Source organism: bacterium (assembly GCA_013360195.1).
GTDB lineage: Bacteria > Electryoneota > RPQS01 > RPQS01 > RPQS01 > JABWCQ01.
The window spans coordinates 39,215-62,521 of record JABWCQ010000015.1 but is presented as its reverse complement, the minus strand read 5'-3'; the positions used below and the strand labels follow the sequence as shown (position 1 = coordinate 62,521).

Here is a 23,307-nt window from a genome sequence, read left to right as displayed (position 1 = left end):
CATTGCACCGCGTGCATAGTGGCGCACGGCGACTTGGCTCAGTGGGCGATTAACTTGCTTTGGCAATACAGTCTACCGGGCAGACCTTGACGCACTGTGGTTCAGGATGGTGACCGACACATTCGACACAAGTATTCGGGTCGATGACAAAGATGTCCGGTCCTTCCGTGATTGCCTTTGTCGGGCAAACGGGCTCGCAGGCTCCGCAGTTGATGCAGGTTTCGTCAATGTGAAGCGCCATGATGGACTCCTTCTTGAGTGTATTTAGTTGATTCTGTGATATTAAGGAAGCAGCGAGCCTGGTAAATTCAGACCGCTCAGGTACTCAGTTAACACGCGGGGGTATATTCCGAGCAACGCGATGGCAATTGTGGTCAGCAAAATTGCCAGCCGCGGGCCACCTTTGTCCAGCGGTGCGGCCTGGGCAGGGACGTCGCCGAAATAAGCGGCTTTGACGAGAAACAAATAATAGTACAGCGAAAGTACACTATTCAAGATCGCGATCGCCACAAACCAAATATGTCCACCTTCGGCCGCACTCGAAAACAGCAGCCATTTCCCGAAGAAGCCGGCAAGCGGAGGTACTCCTGCAAGGGAAAACAGCGACACAAGAAGTGCCATGGCTATCAGAGCATTTCGCTTGTACAGGCCCTGAAAGTCAGATAAGGTCGGATCCTCACCTTGTCTTTCCAGTTCAAGTACGACGGCAAAGACTACGAGGTTCATCAACAGATAGATCGCGGAATAGAATACTACGGCCACCGGAGCGCTGTCTCCAAAGCCGATCATGCCAAGCATTAAATAGCCGGCCTGCGCAATACTCGAATAGGCGAAAAGTCTCTTGACCGATTTCTGCCTGAATGCAACAAGGTTGCCAAACGTCATGGTGACAAGCGCGAGAATGCCGATTACGATTTCGAACTCCGGCATATAGGGCTTGACCATAGTGACTAATCTAAACAAAAATGCAATACCTGCAAGCTTGGAAACCGAAGCCAGAAACATCGCCACCGGAGAGGAAGCGGTCTCGTAAGCGTCGGGAGCCCAAGCATGAAAGGGAAATGCCGCAAGCTTGAACAGGAACGAGCTGAGGACCATGACCAGACCGGGCATCAACAGCGCGCTCGGGGTTGAAGTGCCTTTCAACATGTTCATTAGGTCGCCGAAATTCAAACTTCCCGTCGCGCCATAGATGTAAGAGACGCCGAACAAGCCAATAGCACTTGCTGTTGCGCCGATGATGATATACTTGATTGAACTCTCGATAGACTCTGTTCGGGCGCGGCGCATACCGACCATCGTATAAAGAGAGTATGAGAGCAGTTCCATCGACACATAAAGCACAAGAAAACTGTAGGCACTCGCCAGCAGCATCATACCTAGCCCGGCGGCAAAGAAGAGGAAGTAATATTCGCTTCGCTGCACCGAGGGTACTGAACGAAGGGGCCAGCCCAGCAGAGCATTCGCAAACAGGCCGGCCGCCATTAGAATTTTGAAGAACTGCGAATAGCTATCGAGCTTGTAGCTCTCTGAGAACAACAGGCCACTTTGACTCTGAGCCATTATTGCAGCCACAGTTACAACCGCGGAAAGCAGAAGAGTAATCCAGCGGGCCGTGCGATCTGAGACATTATTGCCAAGTGTGACAATAAACAATATCAATAATGCGCCAAGTGCCGCAAATTCAGGGAGCAATTGGAGAATCATTTGAAAAACTCCATTGCGTAAGGTGAAATCAGGTCGGACAACAATCTCGGTGCGACTCCAAACAGTATGATCAGGCCGGCAAGAATAACGCGCGCCGAACCACTGAAAACTCCGACATCATGTACTTTCGGAGTATGACCCGCTTCCGGGCCGAAGAAGACTCGTTGCAGCACGCGAAGCATGTAGAACGCCCCGAAGACAAGACTGGGAACTGCAATTAAGGTCAGAACAGGGAATCGCTCGTAACCGCCCAGGAAGATCATGAATTCAGCCGGAAAGCCCGCCAGTCCGGGAAGACCGACGCCTGCAAGGCCGGCAATAATGAAGCATGTCGCGACCCAAGGCGTTTTCCGCGCCAAACCGCCATATTCGTGTATGTTTCTCGAGTGGGTTTGCTCGTAGAAGAAGCCGACTGCCGAGAAGAAAAGTGCTGTCATAATGCCGTGTGAAAACATTTGATAGACGGCACCGGTAATTGCCAGCTCGTTGCCCGCAGCCAAACCGAACATCACAAGCCCCATATGAGACACTGATGAATATCCAATCATATACTTAAGATCAGTCTGCTGAGCTGCAACAAGCGCTCCGTACACGACACCACAGGCAGCCAAAACTGCGGCAACCGGTGCCCAATGGTCGGCACCCAGCGGAAACAGCTCAATACCATACCTAAGCACACCATATGCACCCAGTTTCATCAACACGCCTGCATGAAGCATGGATACTGCTGTCGGTGCAGCAACGTGACCGTCAGGAGACCAGTTGTGTAATGGAAAGACGGCCGCAAGCGTTCCAAAGCCAAGGAACATCAATGGATAAACAATGTTCTGAAATCCAGGCGAAAACCCGCCGCCGTCCCGCAATGCGAAGAAGTCAAACGACCTGACATCGCTTGTGAAGTACGTCATTATCAAGCCGACGAACACGAGACCGCTTCCTGCGAGGAGCATAATTGTCAACTTGAGCGCCGCGTATTCCCGGTTAGTTGATCCCCAAATGCCAATCAAAAGATACATCGGAAGAACGGCGATCTCAAAGAAGATGAAAAACAGCAGAAAGTCCATGCAGATGAAACTGCCGAACACTCCCGTCACAAGGAGAAGGAATAGAATGAAGTATTCCTTGACACGAAAGTCAATGCTGAAAGACGTTATGACGCCCGTCAGAAGGACTATGGCATTCAGGAGAACAAGAGTCGCCCCCACGCCGTCGACCGCCACATGATAGGTCGAATTCAGGCCCGGCATCCAGGGGTATTGCTCGATAAACTGGTAACCAGCTGCCGCCCTGTCGTACGCGAGGTACATCCATCCTGCAAAGAACATGGCAACGATGGACACGGCAAGCGAAAGGCCGCGCACCATACGGTCATTACCGTCCGGCACGAGGAATAGTAATACCACGCCAATTGCCGGGCAGAGCATGATAATTGAGAGAATCGGAAATTCCATATTTTCTTACCGACTCATCATGATTAATACGACCGCGGCAACGACCACAAACGACATGCCGAGGTAATGTTGCACCTCGCCGGTCTGTGCCTTCGCAAAGCCGCGAGCCAATGTCATACTGACAGTGCCAATGCCGTCCAAAGCGCCTTTGACGACATTGGTTTCCACTTTTTGGAGAAAGGCAGTAATTGGCAAATAGAAATTGTGAACGATAACCCGATAGGCTTCATCGAGATACCACTTCTCACGAAGCAACCGCGCGAGACCTGTCATCGTCGCAAGCGGATCAGACGAATTCCGCCAATAGAAAACTCTGGCCGAATAGTACGCGCCGGCAACAGCTATTGCCGTGGATACAATTGCGGTTATCAGGGCTGCATTACCATGTTCCGCTTCTGGGATTGCGAACCAGCTGTGGGATTTCCATAACCACACGTTCCCTGCAATAAGGGAAGCAAAAGCAAGAAATCCCAGAGGAAGCTTCATCCAACCTCCGACATGAAGTCCATGGCCGTGAATGTCTTTGTGACCCGGTTCGTGTTTAGTCTCTGCTGGGACCTTCAACAGCAGGTAGATGACTCGTGCCGTATAATACGCAGTAATAAACACACCTACTTGAGCCATTATGAACAGGATCCAGTCACCTTCTGCGAATAAATGCTCAAGTATGGCGTCTTTGCTGTAAAATCCTGCAAACGGAAAGAAGCCCATTAGCGCCATTGATCCTGCGAACAGCGCAATCATTGGTAACTTCAGCTTCGCGCCGCCCGCCCGGGCAATATCTGTGATTGAATTTGAGTGGGCGGCATGGATGAAAGCGCCCGCCGTCAAGAAGAGGAGTGCCTTGAAAAATGCGTGGGTGAACAGGTGCATCATCCCTGCCACGACCGCACCGGTTCCGATCCCGACTATCATGTAGCCAAGCTGGCTGATGGTTGAATAGGCGAAAACACGTTTGATATCGCTTTGAACGATTGCCACGGCGCCGCTCATTAAGGCAGTAATCATGGCAATAACGGCCAACCAATGCCAGGCTGAAATCGCGGCTTCGCTTCCAAGTACAAGCACAAAGCTCATTCGAGCAAGCAGATACACACCGGCGGCAACCATTGTCGCAGCATGAATGAGCGCACTGACAGGTGTCGGACCTTCCATTGCATCCGGCAGCCAGCCATACAATGGGAACTGTGCGCTCTTTCCAGCGACCGCAAGGAATAATGCAATCGAAATCCAGACTCCATAATCTGCGCCGCCAAATGAAGCTTGCCAACTTGCGCCCATTGAGTTTCCGGACATCACTCCAAAGTCTAGTGTGCCTAAACCTGTCCAGGCAAGCAATAGCGCCGCAAAGAACCCTAAGTCACCTAAACGGGTTACCACGAAAGCCTTGCGCGCCGCCGTTGCCGCAGACGGTAGATGATTCCAGAATCCGATCAGTAGATAGGAACCTAATCCCACGAGCTCCCAGCACATAAACGATTGCAAAAGATTTGGAGCAATCGTGAAACCCATCATTGCGAAACTGAAAAGCGATATGAATGCGAAGAACTTGCCTTGTCGTTCGTCATCTTCCATGTAAGACAGGGAGTACCACTGGACGAGCCACGAGATTATTGCGACGACGAAGAGCATCACGAGCGATAACGGGTCGAGCAGAAGTCCAATTGTGAACTTAGACGGATCATCAAACAACCACGACCAGGTCGCCTGAACTTTGAAATTCGGGTCGTCGACTCCCAGCAGCAGCAAACTTGCACTTACCAGGCTGACGGACGCGCCGAGCAATGAAATCAGCTTGGCGATCACCGGTTTTCGCAGGCCAAAAGCCGAAATCAAAGCGAACGCGATGATTGGTGAAAGTACGGTCGCGAGCCCAAGTTGAATTTGCATGGATTCATTCATTGTCATTACCCCCGTAAATGGTCAACGTTTTCAACATTTATCGAACGGTAGTGACGATACACCGCGAACACAATGGCCAAAAAGAGCGTAGCTTCCGCGGCAGCCAAACCTATCACAAAAAGTGTCATGATCTGTCCGGTAACCGTTCCCGGATACAGAAAATGATTGAATGCCATGAAATTGATACTTGCAGAGTTCAACATGAGCTCGATTGAAATCAAAAGACCGACCATGTTCCGCCGTTCCATTAATCCAAATGCGCCCAGAAGAAATAGAACTGCGGCAAGTATCAGGTAGGCAGAGAGTGACATTACTTGCTGTCCTCCCCAGTTACAGTTGCTTTATTTGCCGTTTTGTCTTCGGGCAAGTCGCGCGCCAGGACGATTGCTCCGATGATGGCGACGGTAAGGAGTATTGATATTACTTCAAACGGAAAGACAAAATCGTTTAGAAGCGCACGCCCGATCTCCGGGACTGTCGGCACAGGATAGGTTGCTCCATAGGTTTGCGGCAGTGACAAAACAGCACCTATGATAGGCACTGCGAAAATCAGCACCACGCCGACCGCGCCGACAACTTTCAAGGCGTTTCGATGCGGTCTCCGCAGGTAGAACGGCGGAGAGAGCATCAGAATGAAAATTATCGCTATGGCCGTCGCGCCGAGATAGACGAGAATTTGCACAACCGCAATCAATTCACCTGCGAGTGGAATGAACAATCCCGCAGTTCCGGTTAACGTCAGGGCGAGTCCGAGAGCGGCGTGAAAAAGGTTCCGCGCGATAACCGCAATTATGCCACCAGACAAGGCTAGCGCAGCGCCGCAGATATAGAGGAAGTCAGACACTACTTGCCCCCCTTCTTCCCTTTTCGGGTCGGAAAATTATCCGAGGTAATCGACCCTTCGTGCAGGATTTCGCGGCGAAGCAGAGATTGAGATGTTGCAGCCAAGTCACCGATTCTTGCATGCTCCAACGCTTCCGTCGGACACACGTCAACACACAAGCCACAGAAACAACAGAGTGCATCGTCTATGACAAAATCCACAGGATAATTCTTGTTCTGCTCATTTTTCGCAACCGTCAAGACCGGTATTGCATGTGTCGGGCAGATGCGTTGGCAGGCAAGGCATCCAATACATTTGTGATCAGCTCCTACTTCATCCGCTATAAGCCTGACCGGACCGCGATAGATCGGTGACACGGGTACGGGCTCATGCGGATACTTAATGGTGACCTTTCGGCGGAATATCCGCTTGAATGTCACACCCAGTCCAATCAAAAGACTGGCGAAACCTCCCCAGAATCCTCGTTTGCTCATCCTATTGTCCCCCTGTAAATTACCGTAGACACCAGGAGATTGACAATGGCAAGCGGAAGCAGAATGCGCCAGTTGAAGTTCATTAACTGGTCTGAGCGAAGCCGCGGGTATGTCCAGCGAAGCCACATAACCACAAAAATCACAAGGTACGTCTTCAGCATGAACCAAACCACCGGGTGCAGCCATGGACCGTTCCATCCTCCAAGGAAGAAGAGAGTAACGATGGCTGACAACACGAACACTTGGGTGTACTCGGCAAGGAAGAACAATGCGAATCGCATGCCCGTGAATTCAGTGTGATAACCTGCGACAAGCTCGGACTCGGCTTCTGGCAAGTCAAAAGGTGTGCGGTTCGACTCCGCTATGCTGCAGATGAAGTAAATTAGAAAGGCCACAGGCTGCAGCAGAATGTAAGGAACTGACTCCTGTGCGGAGACGATTTCACTTAGTTTCAGTGATCCGGCCATCAGCACGATCGTCAGAACTGCCAGAAGCATCGGAATTTCATAGCTTATGTTCTGGGCGACCGCTCGAATCGCACCCAGCATTGAGTACTTGTTGTTTGACGACCATCCTGCCATCAGAATGCCAAGCAATGCTACGTTTGAAATGGCGAGAAGATAGAGCGCGCCGACATTCAAATCGGAGACTGCGACACCTTCGGCAATTGGTATTGCCGCCACCAGCAGTGGAGCCGGCAAAAACGCAATAATTGGCGCAAGCAAAAATGCATACTTATCCACCGATTTCGGTGTGATCATTTCCTTGCCGAGCAGCTTCAAGGCGTCAGCGAGTGTCTGCAAGAGTCCAAATGGGCCGACTTCGGAAGGTCCCATACGATTTTGGATCACCGCCGACACCTTGCGCTCGAGCCAAACGAGAAAGAGTGCATTTAATGTGACAAAGGTTATGACTGCACCAAAGGCCAGAACCAGTCGCAAGAGAATTTCAAACAATGTCACCGGTCTATCTCCGGAATTACAACGTCAAGGCTGCCGAGAATTGACACGACGTCCGCGACACGTGTGCCGGGTATCAGATGCTCGACCGCCTGCAAATTTGCGAATGACGGAACACGCACTTTCAACCGGTACGGATTCGTGCTGCCGTCTCCAATCAAGTACCAACCGATTGCGCCGCGGGGGCCTTCGGTTACAGAATAATATTCGCCCGCAGGTACTTTAAAGATTTTCGGCACCTTCGAACGAACTGGGCCATCTTCAAGTCTTAACAGCGCCTGCTCAACCAGATTCACACTTTGTTCAAGCTCTGCCATGCGAACACGTGACCGTCCTAAACAATCGCCGCTTTGATCAACCGGAACCTGCCACTCAAGCTCCCTGTACAGTTCACAGTACGGTTCGTCGCGGCGTGCGTCGTAATCCACACCAGCGCCGCGCAAAACCGGTCCACTGACGCCGAACTCGATTGCCTTCTCCGCGCTTAGCTTACCGACATTATGAGTACGCATCAGGAAAATCTCATTCGCGATGACTAATTGGTCGTATTCCACGAGCCTCTTCCGCATGTCTTTCAGGAATTCAGATACTTCAGAAGAGAATGTGGAGTACACATCGTTCCGGACTCCGCCTGCAACAATGTATGACGCCGTCATCCGTTGTCCGGTAGCGCGTTCTACTATGGTCAATATTCTTTCCCGGTCTTCAAAGCAATACAAGAAAGGTGTTATCGCTCCGAGGTCCAGCAGATATGTGCCGAGCCAAACTAGGTGACTTGCGATCCGATTAAGCTCCCCCATGATGACACGGATAACTTCTGCGCGCGGCGTCGAATCGATCCCGGTTGCGCGTTCCAGCAACTTCGCGTATCCCCAGTTGAAATTCAACGGGGAAAGATAGTCCATTCTATCGGTGTAAGGGAGAATCTGTACGTACTGCTTCTTCTCAGCTAGTTTTTCGGTCCCGCGATGGCTGTAGCCCAGGTGACAGCGGCCTCCCAACACCGTTTCTCCTTCAACATGAAGCAGTATACGCAGCACTCCATGTGTGGAAGGGTGCTGCGGTCCCATATTGAGGAAAAAGTCGCTTCGCAAACCCGTAGTCTGGCCGAGTCTTGATGCCGCTTGCACATCAAGTTCCGGGATTTCTACCGTATCCTCAGGAATAACAATAGGAGCTCCCGAAAAGTCCTTGCGCAAGGGATGGAACTCAGTGAAATGCGGGAGAAGGAGTGGGCGGAGATGCGGGTGATCCGAGAACTCGATTCCAAACATGTCGTGAATCTCGCGCTCGTACCAATCCGCTCCACAGTATACACTTGATAGAGTTGGAAGTACCGGATTATCCCTTTCGGCTTTAAGCCGAAGTCGTATGCGAGGTCCTTGATTTGTAGGCCGGAATAAGTAAAGCACTTCGAACTCCGGCTGCCGGTCAACTCCAACCAACGCTTCCAGAGTGAAGTGCTCATTCAATAGCAGTCGTGCAACGACAAGCAGACTCTGTGGTATCAGCACAGCGTCCACGTCCATCCCCGTTTTTGAATAGTCCAGACTACAAACTTCAGTCGCCCCGGCACTGCGTAACTTGTCTATCCACTCAGGATACGCGACCGGCTGTTCCGCCACAGGTTCAACTGTTTCAGGCTCTAGTGGCATTTGAATTCCCTGACTTAATTCTCTCTTGCAGTTCCAAGATCGCGTGAATCAACGCTTCAGGCCGCGGAGGACACCCCGGCACAAAGACATCCACCGGCACAATCTTCTCCACCCCTTGAAGAACCGCATAGTTATTGTCTTGATCAAAAGGTCCTCCGCAGATCGCGCACGAACCAAGCGCAATCACCCATTTCGGCGACGGCATTTGATCATAGAGACGTTTAATAATTGGAGCCATTTTCAAGTTCACTGTGCCGGCAACTATCATCAAATCGGCCTGCCGCGGTGAATTCCTGAAGACTCCTGCTCCGAAACGATCCGTGTCATATCTGCTTGCCGATGCGGCCATCATCTCGATCGCGCAACAGGCAATTCCGAACGTTAACGGCCACAAAGAATTTGCGCGGGCAAGATCGAGTGCTTTCTGCAACGGCAGAAACTGCACAATCGGCGGAATGTGCTCTACGTCCTCGCCGCCTTCAATATGGTTGCTCTTTTCAAGGGACTCGCTCATTGTCACTCCCATTCAAGCACTTTCTTCTTAAGTGCATATACAAGGCTTAAGCTCAAAATAATCAGGAAGGCCGCCACTTCAATCACAGGAAGCCAGCTGTCCCATGACCTCAACACCGCAACACAGGGCACGATGAAAGCAGTTTCCACGTCGAAGGCCATAAATACAAGTGCATAAATATAGTAGTGGGCGCGAACTTGTACCCATGCTTCTCCAATGATTGGCTCGCCGCTTTCGTAAGTTTCGCTGCGAAAGCGGCCTTTGCTTCTTGGCGAAATCAGGTAGGGCAGCAGCACGAGAAAAGCCCCGAAGGCCAGCGTTCCTATGCCCATCGAAAATGGAATGATGTCGTATAATTGTTCCATTAGCTTGCCTGCACAGTTTTTCTTGCAGGTAGATTCATCAGAAATTCGTGCATCGCCGAGGCTGCCTTGCGTCCCGCTCCCATGGCGAGAATCACCGTGGCCGCTCCGCTAACTATGTCGCCTCCTGCATAAACACCGGCTTTGCTTGTGGCATTCGTTTCAGGATCCACTTTGATCGTACCCCATTTGGTCAGCTCGAGGTCCGGAGTCGCCTTTGTCAATATCGGATTTGGCGCATTCCCTACAGCTACGATTACTGCGTCGCACTCAAGTTCAAACTCACTTCCCTTTATCTCGACTGGACGGCGACGACCCGAAGCGTCCGGTTCGCCCAGCTCCATGCGAATGCATCTCATCGCCTTCACCCTGCCGTTGCCGTCGCCCAGGATTTCAACAGGATTGCAGAGCAGATTGAATTCAATGCCTTCCGCCTTCGCATGGTGAACTTCCTCTTTACGGGCGGGAAGTTCATCCTCGGAACGTCGGTAAACGAGCGAGACTCGTGCTTGATTCAGTCTGCGTGCCACACGTGCCGAGTCCATCGCAGTATTCCCACCTCCAACTACAACCGTATGTTTGGCATGTAACACCGGTGTGTCAAACTCCGGGAATCTGTCAGCTCCAAGCAGATTGATACGCGTCAAGAACTCATTGGAGCTAAACACTCCGACCAGATTCTCTCCCGGAACGCCAAGCATTTTCGGCAGTCCGGCTCCGGTTCCAATGAAAATCGCATCATACCCTTCTTCAAACAACTCGTCAAGCGTAACGGTAACACCTATGACCACGTTGTAAACAAATTTGACACCGAGGCGCTCAATGTACTCGATTTCCGACTTGACGATGGCTCGTGGTAGCCTGAACTCGGGAATCCCGTATGCCAAGACACCGGCAGGGCGATGCAGCGCTTCGAAAATTGTGACGCTGTGACCAAGCTTTGCCAAGTCTCCGGCAACAGTCAATCCGGCGGGTCCAGAACCTGCTATTGCCACCCGGAATCCCGTAGGTTCAACAGATTCGCGAGTCGTAACCGCACGGTGTGCGCGTTCCCAGTCGGCGACAAACTTCTCGAGATTTCCGATCGCCACTGGATCGTGTTTGATTCCCTCAATGCACACGGCTTCACACTGCTCTTCCTGCGGACAGACCCGTCCGCACACCGCAGGCAGTGAATTCGTCGCGCGAAGGGTATCCGCCGCGTCTTGATAGCGTCCCTCGCGAACTTCGCGGAGAAACTTCGGTATATTGATGTTAACCGGACAACCCGCGACACATTTCGGATTCTTGCAATCCAGGCAACGCTCGGCTTCAGCTCTTGCCATCTCTTCTGTGTAGCCCAAGGGCACTTCATCAAATCCCTTGACTCTCTCGACGGGATCGCGTTCCGGCATCGGTGTCCGAGGCGGATGCAATTTCAGGTTACGCTTCTGCTCGGACATGCTTCATTGCTTCGTTAAGTTGACACGTATGCGCATGCTCAATGGCTTCATGTTCCTCCCGGACGTAAGAGCGGTTGCGCATCATCAGTTCATCGAAATCCACACCATGAATATCAAATTCCGGCCCTTCCACGCACGCGAATCGGGTTACTTTATTGACCGTAACGCGGCAGGCTCCGCACATTCCCGTGCCGTCCACCATGATTGGATTCAGGGACGCCAGGCCGGGAATATTCCATTGCCCCATAGTCCTGGCAGCAGCGCGCATCATGGGTACCGGACCGACAGCGATTCCATAGGAGAACCGAGTACCCTCTTCACACCATGAGTTCAGCACGTCGGTTACAAATCCCTTCGTACCGAACGAACCGTCATCAGTGCAGACTCGCACTTCATCACAGACTGAACTGAATTCGTCGGTCAATATTAAGAGATCCTTCGACCGCGCGCCGATAATGGCATGGACTTTGTTCCCGCCTGCCTTGGCAGCCTTGGCAATCGGAAGTAGCGGTGCTGCACCGACTCCGCCGCCTATCACCACAAGATTGCCCCAGTTGTGAATGTGAGTTGCCTGGCCGAGTGGGCCAACCAAATCGAGAATGAAATCGCCGGCTTTCAGATGGGCGAATTCTTCGGTCGTCTTCCCTGCTTCCTGCACAATTAACCTAATCTGACCATTCTCTCTATTCGTTTCAACAACTGTCAACGGGATTCGTTCGCCGTGCTCGTTTAGTCTGAGAATGATGAATTGGCCTGCGGCGTGCTTTGCCGCTATCCGCGGAGATTCCACCCAGTATTCGTGGATCTTGTCCGCCAGCTTGCGGTAAGAGTAAATCAAATATCCGGACATATTCCTAGGCTGTTGCTTGCGCGAGTTCGTTGCGTGGAACTGGTTTTGTCTTGTCCACAATATCCCACCCCGTTCTAAAGGCAAGAAGGTTTTTCTCTACTGTGCCGGCTGGGGCGTTCTTCTCAATGGTGCGGATCATCTCATCTTGAGGAATCGTTGGCATCAGCCTGCAGAAAATGCCAAGTGAAACTGCGCTTGTGTAGACCGGCTTTTCTACGGTCTGTTTTGTCACCTGTATAATCGGAATGGGATAGATTTGCTGTGGGCCGGATCCAACTTTGGTGACCAGGTTCGGATCGATCACAACTATCGAGTCCTCTTTCATCTGAACGGAGAACAGGTTCCAAGCTCCTTGAGCAAGGCAAAGAAAGAAGTCTATACTGATGAGTCGTGGATACCCAATGGGGTTTTTATCAATCAATACGTCTACACTTGTCGGACCGCCGCGAACCTGCGCCGTGTAAGTCGGACTTTGAAGTGCGTTCAATCCCATATTGTGAGCGGCTAATGCGACCCATTCTCCCGCCAGAATGTTACCTTGTCCGCCAACGCCTGCGAATCGAATTTCAGTTCTCACTGGGTATCCCTCCCCCCGGCAATTCAGGCTTAACTCTGAGCGACTCCGCTTCAGAAATTCTTCTCGCGGCATCACGTACCCGTTCCTGAGCATGCTGCTGAAGCTTGTAATAAGACTCGCAGTACTCCGGTTTGTCGGTAACCTTATGCAAAACCCCAATTGGATATCTGCCAATCTTCTCTTCAGGGGTCATCTTGTTCCATGCGGTAAGAGTAACTGCTTTCGAGGCGATGTGTTCAACCAGTTCTGCCGGATCTGGATGCTGGTTTCTCCGTCCGTACTGTGTATGGCAATTGGACATGACTTCGATCACGGCAAATCCTTTGTGTGCCATGCCGCCTTTGATCAAGCGTTCGAGAAATATTCCGTTTGCGACGTGACCGCGCGCAACGTACGTTGCACCAGCAGCGATCGTCAGTTGACAGAGATCGAACCCCGGATCAATATTGCCGTATGGCGCCGTTGCCGCCCGCGCTCCACCCGGCGTGGTAGGTGAATACTGTCCGCCGGTCATTCCGTAAATCTCGTTGTTCACGATGATCATCGTGATATTGATGTTTCGTCTGCAGCTGTGAATTAGATGATTGCCTCCGATTGCAGCGGAATCGCCATCACCTGCCATAACCACAACATTCTTGTCCGGAGCAGCCATTTTCAAGCCGGTGGCAAACGTCAGGGCGCGCCCATGCGTTGTGTGCAATGTGTTCATGTCCACATAGCCCGGCGCGCGCGAAGTACAGCCTATTCCCGAGACAAATCCGATTGTGTCCTGATTCCAGCCGAGTGACTCCATTGCTCTAATCGCGGACTTCAATACTATGCCGATGCCGCATCCCGGACACCATATATGCGGCATTAGGTCCTGGCGAAGCCAGTTTGCATAATTAAAGGCCACGTTTCACCTCGCGAATCTTGTCCAATATGAGCTGCGGTTCGATCGGAACCCCGCCTACACAGTTCACACCTAATAACTGAACGTCTCTGCGCATAGCTGCACGCTCTACTTCACTGCGAAGCATGCCCATGTTCATTTCCGGCACGATGACGGCGCTCACTCGATCGACAAGGCTGCGAATGGTCTCCTTGGGAAACGGCCAGAATGTAATGACCCGAAGCATTCCCGCTTTAATTCCCTCTGAACGAGCAAGGTCAACTGCCGCCTTTGAAGCCCGGCCAGGCGAACCAAACGTGATAATCGCGATTTCGGAGTCGTCGAGTAAGTACTCTTCGTTGCGTTCGATTTCTTTCTGCTGCAACTCAATCTTGTTTACAAGATGCTCGATCCCGCGCTGCACTATCTCGGGACTTGTAGTTGCGAATCCACGCTCTGTGTGTGACAGTCCAGTTATATGAATATGCTTGCCCTGGTAAAAATCATGGAACGGTCTGAAACTGTTCGCCTCATATCGCTCCTGGTACCATGTTCGAGGGTGAATTGGGCCAAGCTCTTCATCACTTGGTATGTCAAAACTCTCGGTCGTGTGTGCGATGATTTCGTCTATGAGGAGCATCACCGGTGTTCTGAACATCTCTGATAGATGAAACGCGCGAACAGTCTCCCGATAGACTTCCGATGGATAGCCGGGAGTCAGCGCAATAATCGAGTGGTCGCCATGAGTGCCCCACTTGGCTTGCATGATGTCGGACTGCGCCGGCGCAGTGGGTAATCCGGTGGAAGGGCCGCCGCGCTGAACATCAACGATCACACATGGAGTCTCGGACATTATCGCGTAACCGATATTTTCTTGCTTCAGAGAAAATCCGGGACCTGAGGTTGCTGTCATGGCTTTCGCTCCCCCCAATGATCCGCCGACGACCGCTCCCATCGCCGCAATTTCATCTTCCATCTGCAGAAAGACACCTCCGGTTTGCGGCAATCGCAATGACAGCACAGCTGCAATCTCTGACGACGGCGTAATCGGGTAACCTGCATAGAAATTGCATCCTGCGCGCAAGGCCGCTTCAGCAATTGTCTCATTCCCCGCCCAGAATACTCGGTCACGTGGCGTCATGCTGCACCTCCAGCCGCCGGCTTCATCTTGCCTTCTGCGAATACAGTAATTGCAAAATCAGGGCATTCAGCCTCGCAAATTCCGCAACCATTACAGGCTTCCATGTCGGTCACCTTGACGAGTGCGCCCTCCCAGCGGTCAGGAGACTCAACCATTGACAGCGTCTTCGTCGGGCACAAATCCACACAAATGCGACAGCCTTTGCACCAGGTTTCGTGCACGACCAGTTTGAATTGTCCGTTCGCAGAGACTGACTCCACGAGACTCATAGCTTCTCCTGTTCATTTATCAGACCAGTACAGTCAAGTTATGTGAATATTTTCACACAAGGCAACCCAACTGCGCATTTTCAAGCTGTTATCAATGTACCAAGCATGCTTGGGAGTTGCAACCTTGTGTAGCAATGTTACAGTCCGTCGCGAGCGTTCTGCATTCATCGAAAAGTATCGGGAATGTTTAGCTTTATAATCTGACGGTCCTAGGCATATTCTGAAACTTGCGAGGCATTCTGGAAAAAATCATGCTTTCTATTCCTCTTAATCGCACGTGAAAATCACGATTCCAATTTTGCACTTCGAACTTGATAAATCAAGTCATATTATCTGTTTGGGCTCCAGAATCACTCTTTCAACGCTGTTCTGTGTGTTAGTCACTTGACTTTCCAGAACTGCAAAGCCATATTTCATGTGAAGTTTTTCACATTTCGTTTTACTCAGAAACTCGACGGTTGGTGCGGCGCAAACGTGAAAGAGCAGCTGTTTTCATCGTCGCACGTGAGCAAAGCAGTCCTTCCAAGCGACATGCAGCTATTATTCACAAAGCCGATAAGTATCGGGCCTAAGGCCTGTTTATAATAAGAATCCCGCAACCACATTCTAAGCGTTGCGGGATTTCTCTTCACTGCATCTCTGCGTAAGTCATGCAGCAGGCTTACTATTATAATGATAACGGCAACTTGGGCATTACAACTGTGCACCAAGAGTACGTTCTCCATGTTCGGGAATTGTCACCATTTAAAGGACGTTTCCTATTCCTACCACTACACGCTCTTCACACACAATTATTGTCCGCTTTGTTTATATGCGTCACTCAATACTTGTCTAGCTCCGTCATGCAACATCCTGCTGTGTGAGTTTGTCACTTGACTTTTGGCCTTTTCGTGACGATAATTAACTGAGTCGCAGATGGTTCCTGGACAGTGATCTCAGGCAGCGACTTACATCTCGAAATTAAAGAGGAGTAAGCTCTCAAATTCTTACTTGCCTTAAGGGTGCTCGCATCGCTGGCTGGACGAATTACTGATGTAAACCAGGCATTAAATGTGAAACGTCTTGCTTGACACTTGTTACAAGCATGTAGTACGGCTGAAACGCTGTTGCCGGATGTCAAAGTCAGTTAGTTGGCCATGCGAGGTTCGAAATCAGTAGAAACGGCATTTTAATGTGCCGAACCCCAAAACCTGGAGGAACATCGAATAGATACCATTTCAGGCAGGGCACGTGGTTAAGGGGCTGCCCTTAACCGCAATACAACTTATTTCGTGAAAAGCGGGCTCAGGTTTTCCTGAGCCCGCTCAATTTCTGTAAATGCGTGTATTCTATCTCTGACTACTCGACGAGCATGTCTTCGGGTGGCAGCATATACAAAGGCGTTCCCCTGAACTTTGCATAGTACCGCAATACGTCTAATGAATAGTCGCGCGATTCATCGCCTCTGACGTCGTCCGCCTCAACCGTACGACCAATCCCAAACCAATATGCGAGCACAGAAACTGGCGAGGGCTGGCCAATGAGTCTGCCAAAGTTGATCAAACCCGGCTTGGGATATTCAACGATTCGATATTTTCCACCCTTACGAATACCAGACTTTTCGGCCGCATATTGAACCGATCTCTCAAGTCCACCAATTTCATCCGCTAATTTCTTTTCTACTGCCGCTTCTCCCGCCCAGACTCGGCCTTGTGCAATCTTCTCGGTTTCTTCCCTCGGCATTTCCCGATCCTCAGCGACACGGCCGACAAAGTCATCATAATGATTGCGAATGAATTTCTCTACGCGCGCCCGCTCTTCGTCGGTGACGTTTCTATCCGGCACTTCGACATCAATAAGAGGTATCACAACTCCCGACCCCACGTCTGCATGTCTGCCGACTTGCACCTTGTCAAAAGTCAATCCGGTCTTGTCTGTTAAACCTTCATTCCACACCCACCCTGCAATCACTCCGATTGAACCTGTGATTGTAAACGGAGACGTAAACACTCTGTCAGCCGGTGAACTCAGCCAGTATCCGCCTGAGGCCGCTAATCGCCCTTGCGACACGACCATCGGTTTCTGTTTTGAGACTTCGCGCATGCCATCTGCGACCCAATCTGAAGCCAAGCCGTCACCGCCCGGTGAATCCACACGTAATACCACTGCCTCCACCTCATCATCCTCGGCCAGCTTCTTTAGCAATCGACTCGTGTAGCGACCGCGAATTCCCGTATCCATTGCACATTCGCCAAGGGCATAAACCACTGCAATTGCAGGGTATTCCCCCCAATACGGATCGCTTGACTTCTCATCTGCGAGGTCATGGCGTTCAACGAATTTCGCGCTGGACCCCCGTGCAAATTCAATCAACTTTTCCGCGTCGTCCCAGCGGCCAAGCGTATCCACAAATCCAAACCGCTCTGCTTCATGTGCAGAAATGAAGCCCAAGGAGTCGAGCGCAAGGTCTATGGAGTCGGACGACATGCCCCGGCCGGCAGAAATAGCTCTTTTCCACTCGTCGTGAAATGCATGCAGCAGCTCAAGTCTCTGCTCCTTGTCTTTTTGCGACATATCAACACGTGCGAGAGTCTCAAATGCCGATTTGTATTCAAAGTAACGCCATTCCTCAACGCCAAGCCCAAGCTTTTCCAAGAATCCCTTGTGATATGTTCTCCCCATCACCCAGCCGAACAATTGCATCTCACCTATTGGATCCATCCACACATAATCCGCCTGAGCCATTAGGTACGTCAATGCCATCCCCGGACGGTCAGCGTACATGTACACTTTCTTGCCCGAGCTGCGAAAGTCCCGCAATTTCTCACAAAGCTCCCATGTCATGGCCATCGATGCTCTGAAGCCTGACAGGTTCATCGCGATCCCGCCAATTGAACCGTCCGCCTTGGCGTCATCAATTAGCCGGTTCAACTCGGTCAAGGTATGCCGGTCGTGCTCGAACCATTGCGCCTTCTGATATGTCAGCAGGCCGCGCATTCCCAGAGCGAGAACGCGCTGATCCTTCTCAATCAGTTCACTCATTCCAAGACTTGGTTCAACTCTGCCAAGCCGTAAGGCATAACTCGTAAACTGTCGTTCCGAGTCCTTGTCGAAGTGCGGAGCGATATGCAGGGAGGTCGCGTCTAGGGAAAATCCAATTCCCAATGTGAACATTGGGGCCGGCTCATTTGCGGAAACTTTCGATATCTTGCCCGCGACTCGAATCCCTTCAAGCGGAAGAACCTCCACACCGGCACCCCATTGCAGCGTGCGCGCGTTGTCCCTGTCGTGTGCCGCTATATCACCAAACAATGTCAACCTGTGAGAACCATTAATGGGACGCAGTCCTACATCGCCTTGCCATTGGGCGCGCCCATTTCTAAGCCCCAGTGTTCCGGTCAAGCCAAATGACGAATACTTGTTCGGCCGCATAATGCTGCCGACCGTCAAACGATGTTGATGTATGTCTCCGGCGCCAAGTCCTTTGGACCAGCCATACGATGCACCCCAGTATTCCGATCGACTCCCGCCTGCTAGAGCGACCTGATAGTCATCCAATCTCTTGAATTCAGCGCCGCTGGGAATCAGAGCACGACGGAACGACGCGCCCACTCCGTGCCCGCCCGCAAGGATGCTCCAGTTGTCTATCCGCTTCCTGGCTTCATTACGATCATTCCACGTGAACACCGCTTCGTGTCTTGACATTGTGGCCCATCCCGCCGGATTCCAGTAGGATCCGAGAGCGCCCATATAGCTCCCTGCTGTACCAACTGTCTGCAGGATTCCGTTGCCATAATCAAGCAGCTGCGGCGAATTCCCCGCTCCTAATGCCGCACTTGATAAGATTAAAAAAAATACAATATGTTTTGTCATGAATCTACTTCAAGGTAAGAACAAGATCAATACGGCGGTTAAGAGCACGCCCGCGCGCAGTTTCGTTTGTGGCAATTGGAGAGATCTCGCCTTTCCCGACCGTTTCAATCTTTGCTTTTGACTTCAGTTCCATTTCAAGGGCGGCACCTACCGCCGCCGCACGCCGTTCCGAAAGCTCTTGATTCGAGTCCTCTGATCCTTCGTCGTCTGTGTGTCCCTCCACGACCACATTCACATCAGGAAACACCGCAATTGCTTCGGCAGCTTTTCTTATAACGGCCTTCCCGTTTTTGTCAACGGTCGCCTGGCCGCTTGCGAACTTCAAACCATAGAGGTGAATCACGATGTTCCCATCCATCGTTTGGTAAACAACCGCGTCGCCCGGGTCAAACGCGGTTTGTGCCAACTGTGCACGTTGCGCAGTAAGCTCCTGCCTCCGAAGCCGTGTCACGGCAAGGTCACGCTCGGCCTGAATATCCAAAATCCTCTGCTCGCATTCCGCCATCCGATTCTGCTGGTCCGCAAGACTTGTCTGCATCTCCGTCAATGCCCGCTCCATGCTTTCATGGGAGACTCTTAAGACGTCGGCCAGCGAATCTCTGACAATCTCGTCGCGCTTCAGTCGTGCGTCGAGCATAACTCTTGCACTCATTACAGCCGAATCACCGCCCGCGTCGAAGGAAATCGAGTCGCCCCAGACTTTTGCCATGGCAAGCAGGAAATCATCGTAGGGAAGTAATAACGCTTCCTCCGGCGCTCGCGCTGTCTTTGCTCGCGCTGTAAAATCCGATTGCCCTTTAGCATGACGGGCTATACGCGACGCCTCAGCGGCTGACAACCTGCACTCCTCGATATTCTCCTGCGCTAATTGTGCCTCTGCTCGCGACATCGCTTGGCGAGCCCTCGCCATGAGCGTCGGGAAAAGCTGATCTGCGCCGGACTTCTCCGCATTGCTTATATCGTTCTTTGACTCAGCAAGTAACCCGTCACGCATCGCCTCCCGGCGTGCCGCCCAGAATTGCTGAGCGAGTGGCTCCTGCAGTCCCCCAAGCTGCGATTCGTCCCCGCTCTCCAGTTTCGCTGCCATGTCATTGAGCGCGCGCTCAGCTTTTTGCCACGTCGGAAGATTGCTGTCTCCGGCGCCAGCAGCTTGCGCAGCCCTTCTCGCGTCAAGAACTGTCTTCAACTTCGTCCGCACTTGTTCCGCTTGACCTTGCGCCGTTTCAATCGATTCCAAAGCACTCTCTAAATTCAAACGAACAATTGCATCGCTTCCCGCCTTGCCCATCTGTCCCTTGGCTTCCCGAATATTATCTTCCGCTCGTGACATTTTTCGCGGAAAGATTATATGAAGTTCTGCGGTCTTCGCGTCCAAAAGCACCGCTTCAGCTTCCGACAGCAAGTCTTCAAGGGACACGGCCGGTTGGGCATGGGCACTGGTTGGCAATAGAAGAGCGAATACGAGCAAATGCAGCAGCAGCTTTTTCATGTGAACTGAATTACTTCTTCATTAAGACCGGAACAACTTGATAGGCGGGTACCCAGCCCGCACGAATTCCTATTTTGGTAATGGTCTCGCCTTCCTGCAATAATACAATTGGCGTGTCTAACAAATCCATTTCTTTGTTCGCGCCCGTTACACTGACTTTGACCCGTGCAAAGCAGAGCGAATCGCCGCATCCCCAATCATCAGTTGTAGCAATCTCTTTTATCTTCTTCCATTTTTCTGTAGGCATGGTTGCCTCCACCCCTTGAGGAGCATACAGTTCCAGCCAGTCTCCCACCTTTGCAAAGGCCATGGCAGGCGAATTCATGGGAAGAGGAAAGAAGTCATCCCCGATGTTCTTAATACCATTCTTGATGTCAAACGTCACGAACTTTAGCCAAGTATTCTCTCGGGAAGCGTAGGCATCCGTTTGCCATACCCAAGGCATGTCTCCTTGCGGCCAAATGCTTACTGCGTCCTCAGTGGCCAGCAGCAGGAAATCCCGCCACATCCCGGCATTGAGCAGCGTGTCTCCGGGGATACGCGCCGCTGCAAGATTTAACTGCCCCAGCCCACCGTCTTTGGTCGAATAACTGATGAGTTGTCCTCCCACCTGGGCTCCAGTCGCGCCACAATACACCCAAACTGTGTCATCACGAACTCCGACCCAGCGCGGAGTTAAGTCGCGCAGTGCAGACGCATACACACGCCCGAATTGCCCGGTGTTCGTGTCAAACCACCCAAGTCCCGAAATAGGCATTTTCCCCGACTGATAAAACGCAACCAGACCAAACCAAACTTTGTCCTGTCCCGCGCAGAGCGGACCGATTTCTTCCGTGACCTCGGCACGTGACACCGTGACTACTGACCATGCATCTGCCAATGCCGTCATTGCCTGTGCATTCGGCGGCGTGATGGTCAAATCCGTGTTGCCATAAGCGTCTTGCTTTATGATTGAATTGCCGCGAATTGGATTGCAGACGTATGTTGCGTTGCCAACTACCACCCGGCAGCCACGCCCTTCTTGTGAGGCAGCCATATCCAGCGAATCACGCGGCATCGTGAACATCGTGCTAACACCCGAGGCAAACACCGCTGACCACTGCTCGTTGGAAAACACGACTTTCCTGTCATCGTACGCGATTTCCGGAAACGACATCAGAAAATCCTGACGTGACAGTTCCGCAGCTACAGATGTCAATCCGGTTAAAATAATGAGGACAATGATGTGCATGTATCAGGTGAATAAGGCCGGTCCCTGGCCGGTCGGTCCGAAGTAGTACTGTAAGAGTGAGCGCAGGAGCATCACGGCAATAAGAGCAAGAATCGTCCGGAACAGACCAATTCCCAAACCCAGCCACAGAATGAAGAAATTTACGATTGCGATGACAGCACTCGAAATCCAGAAACCAGGCAGGACCGCATTTACTCCACCGGATACAAAGGCCAGCAAGAGGACGACAAATAAGACACGAAGAAATCCGGGAGCTTCCTCTTTCTTGGCCAAAAGCGAGCAGGCCAGATAATAGAGCAAAGCCTCAACTACAAGTTGTAAAAAGTTCATTTGCGCGGAAAGTTTGTGTGGGAACAATCAGGCAAGCGGCGAGCAATTCGACCGCGGAAGGTCGGTTCAAGGCAGGTAAAGCACCTTCAAAGGCTCTGTCGTCTGCACGTGTGACTGCAATTTCACCCAGTAGGTTCCTGCCGAAAAGGCCGAGAAATCCAGCGCCATCCCGGTTGCTCCCGGTAAAACGGGCACGGACCTCACTTCGCGACCAAGCAAATCATATACTACTAGATTCGCATCGTGATGCAATTCGCTTGACCAGCTAATTGTCGTTGCTGCATTAAACGGATTTGGGTATGCAGTGAGCTTGTAATTCGATGGAACAACCGGGCGGTCCTCTACACCGAGAGGTGAGTTGACAAGCAACGTTAAGCCGGATGAGGTTGCCGCAAGTACGAATTGCTCATTGGAGCTAATTGCAAGCCCGTTCACACTTCCCGATACCTGTGCACCTGATGCAAACTGCGGTGTTGCGCTATTCTGGCGGAGATATTCTATTGAACCTGAAGCCGTGCCAATAATCGAATAATTGGAGCCGGAGGAGATCGTGTTAATCTGTCCCGATGCGCCGTATTGACCTGCCAACGAGTATGTAGTGCGATTCAGTGCGCTGAATTGAAGTCCCTGCCCGAAATTGGCGTAGGTCCCTCCCAATGAAACACTCTCGTACTCATTCGAGCCGAATTCGTCGAAGGCACTGATTGTCACCGTACCCTGGTTCACTGTCCAGCTGACAACAAAAGCTCCGGTGGTACCGGCACAGTGAATCCGTCTCGCCGAAGCGTCAATGGCAAGTTGATTGGCGGCACGACCATAGGTTGCCAGCAAGTGCGGTTGGTCCGGGTCACTCAGACCAAAAAGCGTGATGTTCAGGGTCGTTGCCGCGGCCAAGAACGTGTCACCGACGGCTACGTCAACTATGGGAGCCGCCGCCTGGACATTTCTCACCCAGTCCGGGGCCTCGAAATCGGAAATGTCAATGACCACAATGCCACTGCTCTGGCCTGCGCAATATGCGTAATCGCCCCGTACGGCTATCGCGGATATCGTCCCGACGCCTGGAGCTACCTGTCCTACAATCTCAGGAAGCTGAGAATTTTCGAAGGATACCACCGCCACCGAATTTGCGCCCACCGCAAAGGCATTGGTCCCTGCTACTGCAACGTCTTGCCGCGGCGTCATGGGAACACTTCCGCGGACAGTCAAGTATTGCGAATGCACCGCGCCACTCGATAAGAGCAAGACTGCGGATATAATAATCGCGGTTTTCATGGTCATAATCCTCAAAATATCAAATAATACAACCTCTTGCAAGCCCAACTGGCCCACCACCCAAGGATGCGCCGATTGTGAATCTCAGCCCGATTTTGTATATTTTAACAACT

The 23,307-nt window shown here is 51.7% G+C and carries 22 protein-coding genes; all 22 read right to left on the bottom strand.

What is annotated here, in order from left to right; genetic code table 11:
• Positions 1–49 precede the first annotated feature (49 nt).
• Complete coding sequence (locus tag HUU59_10835) at positions 50–241, bottom strand: YfhL family 4Fe-4S dicluster ferredoxin (GenBank protein ID NUO19934.1); 192 nt, start codon at positions 239–241, stop codon at positions 50–52.
• A gap of 41 nt (positions 242–282) precedes the next feature.
• Positions 283–1,707 carry an NADH-quinone oxidoreductase subunit N gene (locus tag HUU59_10830; protein NUO19933.1) on the bottom strand — a complete coding sequence of 475 codons (1,425 nt, stop codon included), beginning with the start codon at positions 1,705–1,707 and terminating at the stop codon, positions 283–285.
• A complete protein-coding gene (locus tag HUU59_10825; protein ID NUO19932.1) occupies positions 1,704–3,158 on the bottom strand; it encodes an NADH-quinone oxidoreductase subunit M in 1,455 nt (484 codons plus the stop codon). Before HUU59_10825 ends, HUU59_10830 begins: the two co-directional genes overlap by 4 nt.
• Positions 3,159–3,164: 6 nt before the next feature.
• Entirely contained in the window at positions 3,165–5,060 is a 1,896-nt protein-coding gene (locus tag HUU59_10820; protein NUO19931.1) for an NADH-quinone oxidoreductase subunit L, read from the bottom strand.
• Between the two features lie 5 nt (positions 5,061–5,065).
• Complete coding sequence (gene nuoK, locus HUU59_10815; GenBank protein ID NUO19930.1) at positions 5,066–5,371, bottom strand: NADH-quinone oxidoreductase subunit NuoK; 306 nt, start codon at positions 5,369–5,371, stop codon at positions 5,066–5,068.
• Positions 5,371–5,904: an NADH-quinone oxidoreductase subunit J gene (locus HUU59_10810; protein ID NUO19929.1), complete on the bottom strand. Its 534-nt coding sequence runs from the start codon at positions 5,902–5,904 to the stop codon at positions 5,371–5,373. The genes nuoK and HUU59_10810 overlap by 1 nt, the downstream gene beginning before the upstream one ends.
• Complete coding sequence (locus HUU59_10805; GenBank protein ID NUO19928.1) at positions 5,904–6,377, bottom strand: NADH-quinone oxidoreductase subunit I; 474 nt, start codon at positions 6,375–6,377, stop codon at positions 5,904–5,906. The genes HUU59_10810 and HUU59_10805 overlap by 1 nt, the downstream gene beginning before the upstream one ends.
• Positions 6,374–7,339: an NADH-quinone oxidoreductase subunit NuoH gene (gene nuoH / locus HUU59_10800; protein ID NUO19927.1), complete on the bottom strand. Its 966-nt coding sequence runs from the start codon at positions 7,337–7,339 to the stop codon at positions 6,374–6,376. The genes HUU59_10805 and nuoH overlap by 4 nt, the downstream gene beginning before the upstream one ends.
• The gene (locus HUU59_10795) at positions 7,336–8,610 is read right to left on the bottom strand and encodes an NADH-quinone oxidoreductase subunit D (GenBank protein NUO19926.1); all 1,275 of its coding nucleotides are present in this window, start codon (positions 8,608–8,610) and stop codon (positions 7,336–7,338) included. The genes nuoH and HUU59_10795 overlap by 4 nt, the downstream gene beginning before the upstream one ends.
• A 364-nt stretch (positions 8,611–8,974) precedes the next feature.
• Positions 8,975–9,505: an NADH-quinone oxidoreductase subunit NuoB gene (gene nuoB, locus HUU59_10790; protein NUO19925.1), complete on the bottom strand. Its 531-nt coding sequence runs from the start codon at positions 9,503–9,505 to the stop codon at positions 8,975–8,977.
• Positions 9,506–9,507: 2 nt separating this feature from the next.
• Positions 9,508–9,870 (bottom strand): NADH-quinone oxidoreductase subunit A, encoded by a 363-nt coding sequence (locus HUU59_10785; protein NUO19924.1) that lies wholly within the window; start codon positions 9,868–9,870, stop codon positions 9,508–9,510.
• A complete protein-coding gene (gene gltA, locus HUU59_10780; protein ID NUO19923.1) occupies positions 9,870–11,309 on the bottom strand; it encodes an NADPH-dependent glutamate synthase in 1,440 nt (479 codons plus the stop codon). The genes HUU59_10785 and gltA overlap by 1 nt, the downstream gene beginning before the upstream one ends.
• Complete coding sequence (locus tag HUU59_10775; protein NUO19922.1) at positions 11,290–12,159, bottom strand: sulfide/dihydroorotate dehydrogenase-like FAD/NAD-binding protein; 870 nt, start codon at positions 12,157–12,159, stop codon at positions 11,290–11,292. The genes gltA and HUU59_10775 overlap by 20 nt, the downstream gene beginning before the upstream one ends.
• Before the next feature lie 4 nt (positions 12,160–12,163).
• Complete coding sequence (locus HUU59_10770) at positions 12,164–12,736, bottom strand: 2-oxoacid:acceptor oxidoreductase family protein (protein NUO19921.1); 573 nt, start codon at positions 12,734–12,736, stop codon at positions 12,164–12,166.
• The gene (locus HUU59_10765; protein ID NUO19920.1) at positions 12,726–13,631 is read right to left on the bottom strand and encodes a 2-oxoglutarate ferredoxin oxidoreductase subunit beta; all 906 of its coding nucleotides are present in this window, start codon (positions 13,629–13,631) and stop codon (positions 12,726–12,728) included. Before HUU59_10765 ends, HUU59_10770 begins: the two co-directional genes overlap by 11 nt.
• Positions 13,621–14,748, bottom strand: a complete 1,128-nt coding sequence (locus HUU59_10760) for a 2-oxoacid:acceptor oxidoreductase subunit alpha (protein NUO19919.1) — start codon at positions 14,746–14,748, stop codon at positions 13,621–13,623. Before HUU59_10760 ends, HUU59_10765 begins: the two co-directional genes overlap by 11 nt.
• Positions 14,745–15,017: a 4Fe-4S binding protein gene (locus HUU59_10755; protein NUO19918.1), complete on the bottom strand. Its 273-nt coding sequence runs from the start codon at positions 15,015–15,017 to the stop codon at positions 14,745–14,747. Before HUU59_10755 ends, HUU59_10760 begins: the two co-directional genes overlap by 4 nt.
• Before the next feature lie 1,338 nt (positions 15,018–16,355).
• A complete protein-coding gene (locus tag HUU59_10750; GenBank protein NUO19917.1) occupies positions 16,356–18,869 on the bottom strand; it encodes a S49 family peptidase in 2,514 nt (837 codons plus the stop codon).
• A gap of 4 nt (positions 18,870–18,873) precedes the next feature.
• Complete coding sequence (locus tag HUU59_10745) at positions 18,874–20,358, bottom strand: OmpA family protein (GenBank protein ID NUO19916.1); 1,485 nt, start codon at positions 20,356–20,358, stop codon at positions 18,874–18,876.
• Between the two features lie 10 nt (positions 20,359–20,368).
• A complete protein-coding gene (locus tag HUU59_10740) occupies positions 20,369–21,589 on the bottom strand; it encodes a hypothetical protein (GenBank protein ID NUO19915.1) in 1,221 nt (406 codons plus the stop codon).
• Between the two features lie 3 nt (positions 21,590–21,592).
• A complete protein-coding gene (locus HUU59_10735) occupies positions 21,593–21,919 on the bottom strand; it encodes a hypothetical protein (GenBank protein ID NUO19914.1) in 327 nt (108 codons plus the stop codon).
• Between the two features lie 66 nt (positions 21,920–21,985).
• Positions 21,986–23,194, bottom strand: coding sequence for a T9SS type A sorting domain-containing protein (locus HUU59_10730; protein NUO19913.1), 1,209 nt, complete (start codon positions 23,192–23,194; stop codon positions 21,986–21,988).
• Between the last annotated feature and the right edge of the window lie 113 nt (positions 23,195–23,307).